General features: G+C 41.8%; 12 protein-coding genes and 2 pseudogenes. 1 reads left to right on the top strand and 13 read right to left on the bottom strand.

All coding sequences use genetic code 11. From position 1 onward, the window contains the following. Positions 1–40: 40 nt before the first annotated feature. From WKK05_RS21950 to nifB, 9 genes are all read right to left on the bottom strand, one after another. Positions 41–463: a PIN domain-containing protein gene (locus WKK05_RS21950; protein WP_341525199.1), complete on the bottom strand. Its 423-nt coding sequence runs from the start codon at positions 461–463 to the stop codon at positions 41–43. After that, entirely contained in the window at positions 460–699 is a 240-nt protein-coding gene (locus WKK05_RS21945; RefSeq protein WP_341525198.1) for a DUF2281 domain-containing protein, read from the bottom strand. The genes WKK05_RS21950 and WKK05_RS21945 overlap by 4 nt, the downstream gene beginning before the upstream one ends. 300 nt (positions 700–999) lie before the next feature. Continuing rightward, positions 1,000–2,442, bottom strand: coding sequence for a nitrogenase molybdenum-iron protein alpha chain (gene nifD, locus WKK05_RS21940; RefSeq protein WP_341525197.1), 1,443 nt, complete (start codon positions 2,440–2,442; stop codon positions 1,000–1,002). Between the two features lie 150 nt (positions 2,443–2,592). After that, positions 2,593–3,486, bottom strand: a complete 894-nt coding sequence (gene nifH / locus WKK05_RS21935; RefSeq protein ID WP_341525196.1) for a nitrogenase iron protein — start codon at positions 3,484–3,486, stop codon at positions 2,593–2,595. A gap of 342 nt (positions 3,487–3,828) precedes the next feature. Beyond that, complete coding sequence (locus WKK05_RS21930) at positions 3,829–4,185, bottom strand: group 1 truncated hemoglobin (protein WP_341525195.1); 357 nt, start codon at positions 4,183–4,185, stop codon at positions 3,829–3,831. Between the two features lie 278 nt (positions 4,186–4,463). After that, positions 4,464–5,372: a Fe-S cluster assembly protein NifU gene (gene nifU / locus WKK05_RS21925; protein WP_341525194.1), complete on the bottom strand. Its 909-nt coding sequence runs from the start codon at positions 5,370–5,372 to the stop codon at positions 4,464–4,466. Between the two features lie 113 nt (positions 5,373–5,485). Further along, complete coding sequence (gene nifS / locus WKK05_RS21920) at positions 5,486–6,694, bottom strand: cysteine desulfurase NifS (RefSeq protein ID WP_341525193.1); 1,209 nt, start codon at positions 6,692–6,694, stop codon at positions 5,486–5,488. 58 nt (positions 6,695–6,752) lie between these two features. Continuing rightward, positions 6,753–7,094: a 4Fe-4S binding protein gene (locus WKK05_RS21915; RefSeq protein WP_341525192.1), complete on the bottom strand. Its 342-nt coding sequence runs from the start codon at positions 7,092–7,094 to the stop codon at positions 6,753–6,755. Positions 7,095–7,200: 106 nt separating this feature from the next. Continuing rightward, on the bottom strand, positions 7,201–8,649 hold the full coding sequence (nifB, locus tag WKK05_RS21910; protein WP_341525191.1) for a nitrogenase cofactor biosynthesis protein NifB: 1,449 nt from the start codon (positions 8,647–8,649) through the stop codon (positions 7,201–7,203). Between the two features lie 1,021 nt (positions 8,650–9,670). Here nifB and WKK05_RS21905 point away from each other — a divergent pair. Continuing rightward, positions 9,671–10,615: an NAD(P)-dependent alcohol dehydrogenase gene (locus WKK05_RS21905; protein ID WP_341525190.1), complete on the top strand. Its 945-nt coding sequence runs from the start codon at positions 9,671–9,673 to the stop codon at positions 10,613–10,615. Positions 10,616–10,656: 41 nt separating this feature from the next. Here the strand turns inward: WKK05_RS21905 and WKK05_RS21900 are convergent, their stop codons facing one another. From WKK05_RS21900 to WKK05_RS21885, 4 genes and pseudogenes are all read right to left on the bottom strand, one after another. Then, entirely contained in the window at positions 10,657–11,508 is an 852-nt protein-coding gene (locus WKK05_RS21900; RefSeq protein ID WP_341525189.1) for a bifunctional class I SAM-dependent methyltransferase/HIT family protein, read from the bottom strand. A 303-nt stretch (positions 11,509–11,811) separates the two neighbouring features. Beyond that, a pseudogene (locus tag WKK05_RS21895) lies at positions 11,812–12,252 on the bottom strand (tetratricopeptide repeat protein); the annotation flags it as partial. Positions 12,253–12,450: 198 nt separating this feature from the next. Then, positions 12,451–13,326, bottom strand: a pseudogene (locus tag WKK05_RS21890) (serine/threonine-protein kinase); the annotation flags it as partial. Positions 13,327–13,715: 389 nt separating this feature from the next. Further along, the gene (locus tag WKK05_RS21885; protein ID WP_341525188.1) at positions 13,716–14,156 is read right to left on the bottom strand and encodes a hypothetical protein; all 441 of its coding nucleotides are present in this window, start codon (positions 14,154–14,156) and stop codon (positions 13,716–13,718) included. Between the last annotated feature and the right edge of the window lie 957 nt (positions 14,157–15,113).

Below are 15,113 nucleotides of genomic sequence, written 5' to 3'. Positions count from 1 at the left end.
ATGAATGCTAACCCAGACTACTCCTGGCTTAACCCGGTTCTTACAAATCCTCTGGCATAATCACAGAAATTAACTGATTACGATTCTTCCGATAAATTCTAAAATCGCTATCAAATGTTAGCAACTCACTTTCAGGATATAGTTGTGTCATTCTCACCAAACACGCATCTGCTAATGACATTGGAACTGACTGATATTGTCGTAGCAATTCTTTAATTATTGCCGCTTCTTCACTCAAACACATCGAAATTAATATCTTTCCCTCGTCCAGTAAAGACATCACTGTATCCTGACCACCGTAGATATTTCGCAATAAAAAACAAGTCTCTACAATCACAGGCTCACAAGTGAGTAAAGGCTGCTCAATTGTAGCTAAGGTATCAATTACCCAAGTATGAAGATGCTCTCTACGATTAATAAAGGCTACTAATGGGCCAGTATCGATGATGACTCGCTGCTTCATTCAGTTCCTAAACCTTCCAGATATTGTTTGTTAGTCGCTAAATCACCGGGGCCACCATCAACACAACCAGCAAATTTTTGAGCTGCTGCCAAAAATGAAATAGGCTCAATTTGTTCGATATTTGTATTTTTTTGTGCTATCTGACTTTGCAGAAACTCAATAAAATTTAAGACCTCTTGTTGCTTCTCTGGCGGGAGCGATCGCATTTTTTCAGTAGCAGTTTGTATAATACTCAAAACAACCTCCAGACGTTATTTATCCATCTTTTTTGCATCCAATCACTTCAGTCTAGCAGGCTAACACTTTGTGGATCAAATGGATAAAAGCTCCTGGGGTGGATGCAAACTTTATGTGGTGTTGCTCAATTTAGCTGTTACGCTATATTTAATCTAAAAAATTGTAATTTAAAATAGTCTTTTAGTTGACAGTTTTTATTTGAGCAAAATGCAAGTAAAATCTAAAAGCTAGACTCTATAAGAGTTATAGTGTCTGAAGCATAAAAACAGGTACTTCGCAGATAACCCTAAAACTTGCATTTAGGCTAGAAATAGGCTCTTTTTTCTGCCGCTGCTAAAAAACCTTGCATTATATGATGTTGAGGAGCGATCGCTAGGTTCGGAGTAATCCCAAGAGTGCATTTGACGGAAAGGTAGACCCATCTTTTGGAAGACGTACTTCTCTTTCACACCAGAGGCAATTAAGTCTGGCTTGAGTGCCTTCACAAATTCCTCGAATTCGTAAGCGGTAACGTCGTCATAAACGATGGTTCCGTTTTCGATGTAGTGAGTAGTACGTTTGTAGTCATCGTTATGAGCGAACTCATAACCTGTACCAACCATCTTCATACCCAAGTCTTGGAAAGCTGGGACAACGTGGCGAGGACGTAGACCACCAACCATGATGGCGACAGTCTTACCTTCCAAACGTGGACGATACTTCTCAAGAATCGAATCCATTGTTGGCTGATACTTGGCGATGACCTTCTCAGCGTTTGCTTGGATTGTCTCGTCAAACTTAGAAGCAATTTCCCGTAAAGATTCAGCAATCTTGGTGGGGCCGAAGAAGTTGTATTCCAACCAGGGTATACCGTAAGCTTCTTCCATGTGACGGCTGATGTAGTTCATCGACCGGTAGCAGTGGATGAGGTTCATCTTCACATTGGGGGTCATCAACATTTCGTTGATTGTGCCATCACCTGACCACTGAGCGACTACGCGCAAGCCGATTTCTTCTAACAGGATGCGGCTCGCCCAAGCATCACCACCGATGTTATAGTCACCAATAATCGCTACGTCATAAGGAGTACCTTCAAACTGAAGTGTACCGTCTTTCTTGGCTTGGTCAGCTCTGGTGAATACCCAGTCACGAACCATGTCATTAGCAATGTGGTGACCCAAAGATTGGGAAACACCCCGGAAGCCTTCGCAACGCACAGGTACAACTGGCTTGCCAATTTCTTTCGATGTCTTACGAGCAACAGCTTCGATGTCATCCCCAATTAGACCGATGGGACATTCAGATTGAATGGAGACACCACGGTTGAGTGGGAAAAGTACATCAAGTTCCTGGATCAGCTTGACGAGTTTCTTGTCACCACCAAAAACGATATCGCGTTCTTGGAAGTCAGAGGTGAAGTGCATTGTACCAAAGGTGTCAACACCTGTAGTACCAATATAGTAGTTACGACGACCAGACCAAGACCAGTAACCGCAACCTACAGGCCCGTGGCTGATGTGGATCATGTCCTTAATAGGGCCCCAAACCACACCTTTAGAACCGGCGTAAGCACAACCACGAGCGGTCATTACACCAGGAAGAGATTTGATGTTAGACTTAACGCCGCAGTCGCTTTTACCTTCTTCGTATACATTTAAGTGCTTTTCCCGCTTTTTCTTAGCTTTCTCAGGATAAGCTTCTAGAACTTCTTTAATTAGTTCTTTTCTTTCTTCGATGATGTTTTGGTTTTCTGGAGGTGTCATACTTAGCCTCAGTGACTCGTAAGGATCGGGGCATAAGGGGACTAGGAGTCCCCTCTAAGGTTAGGGGGGAGATGCAAGGGATAGGAGCAAAGGTAAGATATGGAACTCTTCCTTTTTCCTTGTGCTAAAGTGTGATTTCTTAGCGGCGACTTATGCTACAGGAGCTTCAGTAGCTGTCTTACCAACCAACTTGGCAGCATTTTCCTCGCTTTCGAGAATACCGAATTCAATCAACAATTCTTCTAGTTCTTCCATTTCGATAGGTGTAGGAATAGCCAGGTTTTTGTTGTTGATGATCTTGGTAGCTAATGTCCGATATTCGTTAGCTTGGTTGCTTTCTGGTGCGTACTCGTTAACAGTCATCCGACGCAATTCTGCGTGTTGAACAATGTTGTCACGTGGTACATAGTGAATCATTTGGGTGTTCAACCGTTTTGCCAAGGTTTCGATCAGTTCGATTTCCCGGTCAGTGTTACGGCTGTTACAAATCAAACCACCCAAACGCACACCACCGGTGTGAGCATACTTGAGAACACCACGAGCAATGTTGTTAGCAGCGTACATCGCCATCATTTCACCTGATGTCACGATGTAGATTTCTTGTGCTTTACCTTCACGAATAGGCATAGCGAAACCACCGCACACAACGTCACCCAATACGTCGTAAGATACGAAGTCTAGGTCTTGGTAAGCACCATTTTCTTCTAAGAAGTTGATGGCGGTGATGATACCACGACCGGCGCAACCTACACCGGGTTCTGGCCCACCAGACTCAACGCAACGAACGTTCCGGAAACCGGTCAGCATTACTTCTTCGATTTCGATATCTTCTACTGCACCACGTTCTGCGGCGAGGTGAAGAACGGTTGTTTGAGCCTTGCTATGCAGCATCAAACGTGTGGAGTCAGCTTTAGGGTCGCAACCAACGATTAAGATGCGTTGGCCCATTTCTGCCATAGCTGCTAAGGTGTTTTGGGAAGTGGTAGATTTACCGATACCGCCCTTACCGTAGAAAGCTATCTGTCTAATGTTCTCGTCAGTCATGGTTCGTGTTTTCCTGCAATTGGTTGGTGGGTATTTTGCGTTTGTCGGTTCTCACACCTGTTGAGCTACAGCAGTGAGGGTATGTAGAACGTCGCTGGAGGCGATCGCTCTACAGCTAAAATTATTGAAAGCAAGTACATATGTTTCCTAGTTAAATTTCTGTTTGTCTTTTTTCTTTTCTTTTTTGTCTTGGAAGTTCTGAGCGCCGGAAATCGGCGATCAGACTTCTCTTTTAGTAATTAATCATTTGCCTTGACTAATAACTAAGAACTTAGACAATTTACAAATACGTCATACTCTGTTTCAGTTGGAAAGACCAAATAGGGCTTGACGCCTACCCAATCACTTGTTTAAAATAGCGCCCTTCATATTAGAGACGCGCTCTAGTGCAGCTTTTGTGTCTTCTGCTGACTCTCCACGCACAGCCATTGCTTCACTCAGGTGCTTAGCGATCGCATCGAAGTGTGGTTGCTGTAAATTCATTCCCGCGTGTGTTTTGTCCATTGGGCGACCCGCGTATTGCTTTGGCCCCTCAAAAATTTGAGATAAGAAAGCAACTAGATGATTACGCTGCTTGACCATATCTGTACCAGCAAAAAATTGGTTCAGGGTGCTGTCTGTCGCAATGCGTTTGTGGAGTTCATCTACTATTTGCTCAATAGCTGGTTGTCCGCCAAGTTTGTCGTACAATGTGGTCATATCCTGTTCCTTTGAAGCGATTTAGATGATGAAATTCGCAAGTAGGCGCTTAATCTCTTTGCCTATATGCTGTTAGCAATAACAGATGATGGAGCTATCTGTTGTTAGTAGGAATGATCCCAATTCGTAATTCGTAATTCGTAATTCGTAATTAGGAAAGTCAGAATTGGTACGAAGCATTGATGAGAAGAGAATTATCTGAGTCAAATCCTACTTTGTGTTCCTTGCTGATGCATATTAGAGCGTATTTGTAGAGTGCCTAAGTCCTACAGCAAATCCTAAACTGCTTCGACTACAAGGTTCTTGCTGACACGATCTTGTAATCTGGCTTCGATCGCAATCTTCAGAGTTGCTGTACTACTAGAACAAGAACCGCAAGCACCTTGAAGGACAACTTTAACGCGATCGCCTTCCACATCATACAGTTCCACATCTCCCCCGTCAGCAATCAGCACGGGTCTGACTTCTTCATCCAGAACTTTTTGAATCAAGGCAATTTTCTGCACGTTAGTTAGTACTTTTTGTGATTGCTGCTTAGATTTAACGATATCTGTGGCAATCTTCACACCATAATTGTTGAGAGCAGGTGCTGCGGCTTCTTGCTGCACTGATTTGATAATATCATCAATATTCGCTAGACAAGAACCGCATCCGCCACCAGCTTTGACATAATTTGTTACATCTTCAGCATTAGTGAGGTTATTTTCTAACACTACACGGCGAATCTTCGACTCGCTGATGCCAAAACAACTGCAAATTAGAGCGCCTTCATCATCGTCATCATGGGCAGCTAGAGGAATGCCACGATAATTATAAATAGCGGCTTCTAGCGCTTCTTGCCCCATGACTGAGCAATGCATTTTGGCTTCTGGCAATCCACCAAGGTAATTTGCAATGTCTTTATTAGAGACTTTCAAAGCTTCATCTAAAGTTAAACCTTTGATCATCTCAGTCAGCGCACTAGAAGAAGCGATCGCACTTGTGCAGCCAAAGGTTTGAAAACGTGCATCTAGAATCTTATCAGATTCTACCTCAACTTTGAGGTGCAGTCTTAGAGCATCACCGCAAGCAATGCTACCGACTTCTCCTGTTGCAACTTTAACTCCAAGTTCGTCCTTCTCTTCGATAACTCCCTGATTTTGGGGATTGTAAAACAGTTCTAATACTTTATCGGTGTAGTCCCACATATTTAGTTCTGAGTGATGAGTGCTGAGTGCTGAGTGGGAGAGTGGGAGAGTGGGAGAGTAGTGAATATTGAAATTACTTTAATCCCTAGTCACCAGTCACCAGTCCCCAATCCCTAACGATGCGCTAGTGTTTGCTCTTGTTCTTGCAGCCAACCTGCTTCATCATTTTTGAATGGCGAGAGGGCGCGTAAACGTTCTACAATTTCGGGCATTACTTCTATAACTCGGTCAATTTCGGCGTCTGTGGTGTAGCGACTTAGGCTGAAGCGAATGGAACCATGCAAAGTTGTGTAGGGTAAGCCCATTGCCCGCAGGACATGGGAAGGTTCCAAGGAGCCAGAAGTGCAAGCAGAACCAGATGAGGCACAGATACCGTATTTGTTTAATAACAGCAGGATAGCTTCACCTTCGATGTACTTGAAGCCGATATTGGTGGTGTTTGGTAATCTCTGCGTAGGGTCACCATTAACTACACAATCGGGAATTTTAGCAAGTAAAGTCTGTTCAAGGCGATCGCGCAGCCTTATTTCTCTTTTTGTTGCTTCTTCTAAATGTAACAGTTCTAGTTCCGCAGCTTTGCCTAAAGCAATTATTCCTGGGACATTCTCTGTTCCCGCCCGACGTCCACGTTCTTGGTGTCCACCAAGCAGGAAGGGACGGAACCTTACACCGCGTCGCACATACAAAACACCAATTCCTTTGGGTGCGTGGATTTTGTGACCAGATATCGTCAACATATCCACAGTGCTAGTCTTCATATTCAGGGGGATTTTTCCCACTGCTTGCACTGCATCTACATGGAAGATAGCACCATATTCTTTGACTCGCAACCCAATCTGCTCAATTGGAAACACCGTGCCGGTTTCGTTGTTGGCATACATAATTGTTACCAAGGCGGTGTTACCAGTCAGGGAGGCTTCTAGTTCATCTAGATCCAACTGTCCTTGATTATTTACCGAAAGATAGGTAACACTGTAACCTTGGGTTTCTAATTGTTTGCAGACATTTAGCACCGCTGGGTGTTCAACTTGCGTGGTGACGATGTGTCGCTTCTCTGGTTGTGCCAACAATGCGGCGCGAATCGCGGCGTTATCTCCCTCAGTACCGCAACTGGTGTAGACAATTTCTGATTCATCGGCTCCCAATAGGGCAGCAACTTGTTCTCTAGCTGTTTTTACTGCCTTACCGACTTGCCCACCAAAGGTATGCATACTGGAGGGATTGCCGTAATAGTCTGTGAGGTAAGGCAGCATCAACTCTATAACTGCTGGGTCTACCTTAGTGGTAGCATTATTATCGAGATAGATGCAGTTGTTTTGCATTGTTTTTGATTAGGGAAGAGGAAAAGATTTTTCTTTTTAGCTGTAATCAAGCTTCCGCTCAAACTATTTGGCGTTGACGCTTTTGCAACTGCTCTGAGTATTTCTGCGAATAACTTTCAAACCAACGCTCCCAATAATCTTGTTTATTTGTTAATTTCTCTAAAGAGCGATTGTAATTAGTAAACCAACCTTCCCAATAATCGTTGGGCTGCTTGACGCAACCGTTGCAAGTGGGGCAACCTGCTTTACACTGAGGCACAGTATGAATACTACCAACGCAGTTTGTACAAAGTTCAGGGTCAATCCAGTGCTGTCCGTCAACTACTTTAATTGCTCCGGTGGGACATACAGATTGACAGAGATTGCAGGAAATACATTGGCTAGTAATTTTGTAAGCCATGACTATTCTCCTTTTTGGGATTGGGTACTGGGGATTGGGTACTGGGTACTGGGTATTGGGTACTGGGTGCTGGGAAAACTATTGCCCAGCCCCTAATCCCCAGTCTTTATTCCTTATTCCCTAATTCCTTAACGTATTGCTCGTAAAACTCCAAAGCAACCTTTTCAATTACGTCGTAAGCTTCAACGGTCTGTATTCCGGCTTCTTGCAATTTCTCTTTGGGACAGTTACCAATCTTGGAAACCAAAACCGCTTTGCAATCTGCGATCGCTTTTATAATATGCTCGGAAGTGGCTTCTTCACCGTATCCACCTTGACAATACTGGTCAATCTTGCGGTGGCTAACAAAGTGAGCTTCGTTGCCATCGACTTCATAAATTTGGAATTCTTTGGCATGACCGAAGTGTTGGTTAACTAATCCGCTGCCTTTGGTTGCTACTGCAACTAAGATTTTAGGATTGTTGGCAGATGTCTTACCAGCGCTTGCCTTCTCTTTGGCTGCTTTAATTTCTTCTTTAAACTTCTCTATACCGTCGTGAACGCTTGCACGTTGTTCGAGGTCATATTCTGGGGTCATTTCCAAGATTTTATCTTTGGTAAACTCTTGGCTGCGGTCTTCTCCCAACAATCCTACAGCATCGGCGCGACACTGACGGCAATGGCGCATCATTTTCATGTTGCCAGCGCAATTGTCTTGTACCGATTTCAGTTCTTTGGGTGTGGGGCCGCGTTGACCGGTTAAGCCGAAATGTGTACCGTGTTCTGGTGCAGAAATCAACGGCATGATGTTGTGCAAGAATGCACCATTTTCACGAATGTATTTGTTGACTTCGACCAAATGCTGGTCATTTACTCCCGGAATCATCACCGAGTTGACTTTGCACAAGATGTCAGCTTCTTTCAAAGCTTGCAATCCTTCCATCTGCTTTTCGAGCAGAATCTTTGCGCCTTCAATGCCTCTGTAACGTTTACGCTTATAGTGAACCCAAGAATAAATCTGCGCTCCGATTTCTGGGTCAATAGTGTTAAAGGTGACGGTAACGTGATCTATATTTAGTTGTTTGATACGATCGATGTATTCAGTCAACATCAAACCGTTGGTTGATAAGCACAGTTTAATATCTGGTGCTTTGTCTGCAATCAACTCAAAGGTGCGGAAAGTCTTTTCTGGATTCGCTAATGGGTCGCCAGGCCCCGCAATTCCCAGAACTGTCATTTGGGGAATTTTACCTGCAATTACCAAAGCTTTGTGTGCTGCTTCTTCGGGTGTGAGTAATTCGCTAACTACTCCAGGACGGCTTTCGTTAGCGCAATCATATTTACGATTGCAATAGTTGCATTGAATGTTACAAGCTGGTGCAACTGCAACGTGCATCCTGGCGTAATGGTGATGGGCGTCTTCGCTGTAGCAGGGATGTTTGGCAATACGCTCTTTGAGCTTCTCGTCCATTTCCACGGTGGTGCTGCTGTCGCAGCCGCAACCACCTGATTTTGCTTGAGTTGTTGGCGATTCCGTAGCGGGGGTGGTGAGGAGTCGTGTAGACGGTGATGTCATTGAATTTCGCAAAAGGTCGGTGGACTTGGCTGCCACTGTGGGAGATGCTGTTGCTATTTTCTATGCCTAGGAATTGAAGTCGCGTCTTATTACCCACGCTGCTCACAGGAGTATACTCTGTATCAGTAGCGTAGACGCCTGATTGCAGAGTAGGGCAGGCGATAAAATCTTTGGGTTCTGGCTGGTGTGTGTCAACGTTTGGGTCTTGGGTAGAATTTATGCTTACAGCCGCGACTTCTATTCACTTCAGGCATAGTGCTATCTCATCCCTCCACTCACTTTCCGCTTCTGGTTTTTGTTAGAGCGTTGAGTGATTGGCGATATAAGATTTATATCAGTTGTCCCAGAGCGAGGCGGCGTGTATATCTAGGATAGAATTTATTGGATTTATTATGTTTGTACTCAAATCCTCAAACCCTGATTTATAGGGGATTAAATCAATTAAAAAAATTTTTTCGGGTAGGGGTTCTAGTATTTTCTGGTTGGGGTTCGAGTATTTATAGTAAGGGGTTCAGGATTTCTTTGTACTCAGCCAGAACCCAAATCCAGTCAGGGTTTGAGCCTAGTTTAAACTGGTTTTGGATTACTTCAACGTGTACTCAAATGCTCCCTCAAGTCCCAGCGAAAGCAATAGCTGACAAGGAATTTAAGGGGGAAAAACTGGAGTAGATTATGTTGGACTACTCCAGATACGTGCGAAATTCAATTCTGTATCTAACATATCATTTTTTTTTGGGAAAAAATGTGGTTCAGATTTTTTTAATCTTTAGGTTAATAATGATATTAAATTGCGTTCGCAAGCCTTATCTGATGAGATGTACAGATATTTCTAGCAAGATGCATTAATGCACATAATTTTCAAATAATATTATTTTAAACTTATTTTTATATCAAAGGATAGAAAATAAAGTTATAAATTGTGTTTGATATCACAATTAATTTATATTGGTAATGCTTTCAGTTCAGGACGCGATCGCTACACTGAAGACATAAGAATAAACAGGGTAGCAGGAGAAATGCGATGAAGGCAGTCGTTATCCGTCGGTATGGGACTACAGACGTTTTGCAATATGAAGATGTGGAGCAGCCGAGAATTGAGCCAACGCAATTACTGGTGAAAGTTTATGCCAGCAGCGTTAACCCCATTGATTGGAAAATCCGCCAAGGAGCGTTGAGCTTGATTAGCGGAAGCAAATTCCCGAAAATTTTGGGGTTTGATTTGGCGGGAGAAGTTGTACAGGTTGGCTCTCAAGTTACGCGCTTTCAGCCAGGAGATGCGGTTTATGGCAGTACTAATTTCCCTGGGGGAGCTTATGCCGAATTTGCTGCTGTACCAGAAAACTTGGTTGCTTTCAAACCCACGAATTTGACTTATGAAGAAGCAGCGGCTGTCCCTTTAGCAGCGCTTACGGCTCTGCAAGCTCTGCGAGACCAGGGTAATATTCAGACTGGGCAGAGTGTACTAATCAATGGTGCAGCTGGCGGTGTAGGCAGTTTTGCAGTGCAAATTGCTAAAGCTTTGGGAGCAGAGGTGACGGGAGTTAGCAGTACACAAAACCTGGATTTGGTAAAATCTTTGGGAGCAGATCACGTTATTGACTATAAGCGAGAAGACTTCGCTGATGGTACAGCCCAGTACGATATTATTTTCGATGCAGTTGGCAAGCGATCGCTTTTTCAAACCAAAAGAGTTTTAAAATCCAACGGGGTTTATATCTCCACGTTACCAAGCCCTCAAACTGTGGTGGAGAGCATCTTAACAGCCGTTCTTCCTGGACAAAAAGCCAAGTTCGTGCTTGAGAAACCTAACACTCAAGACTTGGTTTATCTCAAAGAATTGATTGAAACGGGAAAAATCCGAGCGGTCATTGATCGCACGTATCCCTTACAAGAACTGGCTGCGGCTCATGCTTATAGTGAAACTGGTCGTGCAGTTGGGAAAATTGCGATCGCAGTTACTAGTTAATTCTGGCAAACCCCTTGTAGAGACGTTGCATTGCAACGTCTCTATCTTTTAGGAATAACGTTTCTGATTCCACTTTTAGGAGAAACAGCATCACCTTTGTAACGAGGGATAATATGAATACTGGTATGCATAATATTTTGACCTGCTTCTCGATTAATGTTCATGCCTACATTAAAACCATCAGGTTCAAATTCTGTTTTAATAATTTCTTGTACTTTGTTCACCATATACCAGCAAGCAGATTGCTCTTCAAAAGGTAGTTCAAAATAATTGCTTACATGGCGTTTAGGAATAACTAGTATATGTCCTTTACTTATAGGATAACCATCGAAAACAGCATAAGCATTTGCTGATTCAGTTAATAGTTTTAAATGTTTACCAGGATTACAAAATATACAATAATTAGATGAATTCCGCTGGTGATTATAATGGCTGTATTGATATAATTCTCGGCGCTCATCCAAATAAATTGAATGGAAAGGAAGTTCTACACTACGTTGATACGTAGGCTTTTTATGAACATAATGTTCTCTAAAACCTTCTCGCTTAATATCCCTTCTCACAGCATAATAAGCTTTACCTCCTGGTTTTAATAAATGCGATACTTGCATAAGAACATTTGCCTGTTCTTCAGGAAACAAAACATTTAAAACATAAAAACAAATTATAGTATCGAATTTATCGTGAGGATAATCGGGGAAATAATAAGGGTCATAACCTGTAATATCACAGCCTTTTTGACGCAGTAGTTTAACATCATTACCAAATCCACAACCAAAATCTAGTATTTTGCCTTGTAGCAGATTTTGATTTAATAACAACTGTGCAGGGAATGATAAGTAAGTTCTTTCTATTGCTGTAAGATGGCTGAATTGATTTTTTTCCTGTTGCATGGAGTTTCGATATTCATATCCACCCTGTCTTAGCACAGCTAATACTAAAGTAGTTAAAAACTTGTGAAGTTTGATATGATTGTCCTGCTTTTCAGCAAACTATATCTTACACCTCAAGATAGAATTTAACAAACTGAACAACGCACTCAGCAGTTAGCAGAAAAATTGCATTGATACCTAGCGGCTTGCCGTTATATTACATCGTTAGGCATAGATTCAGATCATCTTGGTTAACCCCAATCACCATAATTTTTTCCTTTTACGAATAATATGGCTGACTTTTTGAAAAACCCGACAATCTAGTTATTCCTCAAGTTGTTTAATGCGGTTTAGAGCATCTTGATATAGACTTTCTTTTCCTTGTTGCTTATACAAATCAGCAGATTTACGAAAATCTTCAATTGCAGCTTGCTTATCTCCTGAAGCAGCGCGAGCATCACCCCGGTTGTAATAAGCACTTGCATAGCTGGGATTAATGTTGATGGCTTGGTTGTAATCTTCAATTGCAGCTTGCTTATCTCCTGAAGTAGAGCGAGCTACACCCCGGTTGTAGTAAGCATTTGCATGGTTGGGATTAATGTTGATGGCTTGGTTGTAATCTTCAATTGCAGCTTGCTTATCTCCTAAAGCAGTGCGAGCATTACCCCGACTGATGTAAGCTTCCGCATCATTAGAATTAATTTTGAGGGCTTGGGTGTAGTCTTCAATTGCACCGCGAAAATCTCTGTTGTTGTATTTTTCTAATCCTTCTTTATAGTAAGTAACAGCACTTTTCTGTTCTATTATTTCTGGATTATTTGTCAGCCTTTGCAAATAAACAGTACCAACACCCATAAATAAAATTAATGGCATAAAAACAAGGTATTTAGGAATAGAATGTTTTTCGCGAGGTGGTGGATTAATTGGAGGTCTAACAGGCTGACCTACTGGTATTGGCTGTAAATTTAAGGCTTGTAAAACTTCCTCAGCCAACTGATAACGCTGCTGGTATTCTTCTTGCAACAATTTATCCAGCACACGCCCCAAATTCTCACTTATTGGTTGCTGTAAATGTTCTCGCCAACTAGCAACCCAACCATAACCTTGTCGTTGCCAAAGTTGCCAAGGGGGAATTCCACTCATTAGGTAAAAGCAAGTTGTACCAACACCATATAAATCACTGGCTGGGTAAGCTTCACCTCCCTCCATCTGTTCTAATGGTGCATAACCAAAAGAACCAATGGTTGTTCCTGGGTGAATCATTACCGTCACCGTCAATTGCTTGGATGCACCAAAGTCAATCAGTACTAACTTTCCATCACTACGACGAATAATATTCTCTGGCTTGATATCGCGGTGGATGACTTTGTTTTGATGAACTGTTTTGAGAATACCTAATAAATCAAGCAAGAATTCTTTTATTTTTTGTTCGTTGAAAATTCCCTGCTGTTTTAATTCCGCCAATAAATTCTGCCCTTCGATAAACTGCTGTACTAAATACAGGCGATTATCTTGTTTAAAATATGCCAACAGTGTAGGAATTTGAGGATGTTCTCCTAACTGTTGTAGTCGCTTTGCTTCTTGCTCAAATAGTTCTGTGGCTTTATTCAGTGCGCCAGTCCCCTGTACTTGCGGTGCAAATTGTTTAATGACACAACGCTCATTTAATTTATCTATATCTTCTGCTAAATAAGTTTTACCAAATCCTCCACCACCTAATGATTTAATCGGGCGATAGCGGTTTCTCAGCACCACCAATCCTACACCACAGTTGGAGCAAAATATTGTGCCATCAGGATTTGGCGGATTGTGGCAAGCTGGATTTAGGCAGATGGTCATAACTGTGCTTTTATGAGCAAATGAATTTATTATCGCCTAGCTACAAGCTATTACCAGTAGAAACCGCAAAATAGTAGATAAATTGAGTTTTTATAAGCAACAGTGTTTGTAATAAGTCACCAGATAAAGCTTACTATTATCTATAAACCTGACCAACGAACAAGCACAAGCTTGTGTGCGAGTCTATCAAATGTTGTCCAATAGACAATTTCAGGCGCGTAATATCATAACCAGAAAATCACTTATATGTCATTGCGAACGTACACCAAGGCTAACGTAAGCCTTTGGGATTGCCGCGCTTTGTATCCTTCTCCTACGGAGAAGGAGTACGCAACGACAGAAGTATTAAGTCGAACATGATAAGAGAGTGGCATAACACACCCTGCTGACTACTGGGGTACTACTGCTTTATTTCCATTTTGGTTGCTATTTTTACTGCCGTTGCCGTTGGCAATTAATGACGGTTGCTGTGAGTTGGGAGTTGGTGACTCGCCTCGCAGTCCCTTGCGGCGCTGGTTCTTAGGAACTCCTCCTGCCATGCCGTACTCTACACTGCTTTTACCATATCGAGTAGCAACTGCCATCAGCATATGCTCTGCCATATCTGCTAACTCGCGCTCTGTTTCTAGCATTTCACGGTAGAATTTATCAAGGTTAGAAAGGGCAGTATTGTATACATTCTCCCTAGTTCGCATCTTCTCAATAAGCGTTGAGAAAGCAGGCTGGGTGAGTCCATTGCCTAAATCTAAATTCGGATCAATTGAGCTAATGCTGGCGGCACGACGCTCTGCTTTTTCTAAAGTTTGAGAAGTTCTTTTTAGACGAGCCATTATCTATACCTTGTAATACATTACGGTTAATATTCTTTACCTTAAAAAATTTTTGTATTGATCAGCCTGAGAGAATTTCGGCAAATCTCTAATGGCTTTTGCTACATAGTGATAGTTATTATGAATGCGTAAACTACTGAAATGATAAAGCAATCACAGATTTGAGAAAGCAATATGTCTTTTTGCTTGCTGAATCTACTGAAATGAGTAAGCAATTACAGCTTTGAGAAAGCAATATCTCTAATTGCTTGCGGAAAACACCAAAATGAGTACGCGATATACTGAAATGAGTAAGCAATTACAGCTTTGAGAAAGCAATATCTCTAATTGCTTGCGGAAAACACTAAAATGAATACGCGATATACTGGAATGAGTAAGCAATAAGCCTTCTTGCTTGCTAAATTTACTGAATTGAGTAAGCAATAAGCCTTTTTACTTGCTAAATGTACCGAAATGAGAAAGTAATCAAAGATATTGAGAAAGCAATAAGCCTTTTTGCTTGCTAAATCTACTGAAATGAGAAAGTAATCAAAGATATTAAGAAAGCATTTAGGCAAAATGAGAAAGTAATAAGCCTTTTTGCTTATTAAAATGGACTTAATTTATTTTTCCGATGAAGTTATACTAATTCTCTTTAAAGATACGTTGAATTTGACCACTCTGTAGTCTTTTTGTAGGATGTGTTATTGGCGAGAGTACAGCACTGTCAGAGATTTTCGGTGCGTTAAGATTAAAGTCCATAATGTACCCTAATACTATGAACTTGATAAACTATGAACTATAGCTATATTTTTAAACGTATACATACATACAGACAGTAAAGGCTAAAAAAAAATAAAGAAGCTTGTTTTTTATCTAGCTAAATAATAAGATAGTAATCGTAGCTGGAGATACAGATATTGAATATGTCATCCCATCTACCTCATTCTTGCGAGCAGGTGAGTACAGCTTAATAAA

It is taken from the genome of Nostoc sp. UHCC 0302, from assembly GCF_038096175.1.
GTDB lineage: Bacteria > Cyanobacteriota > Cyanobacteriia > Cyanobacteriales > Nostocaceae > UHCC-0302.
The sequence above is the reverse complement of the archived record's forward strand: the minus strand, read 5'-3'. Positions and strand labels throughout refer to the sequence as shown.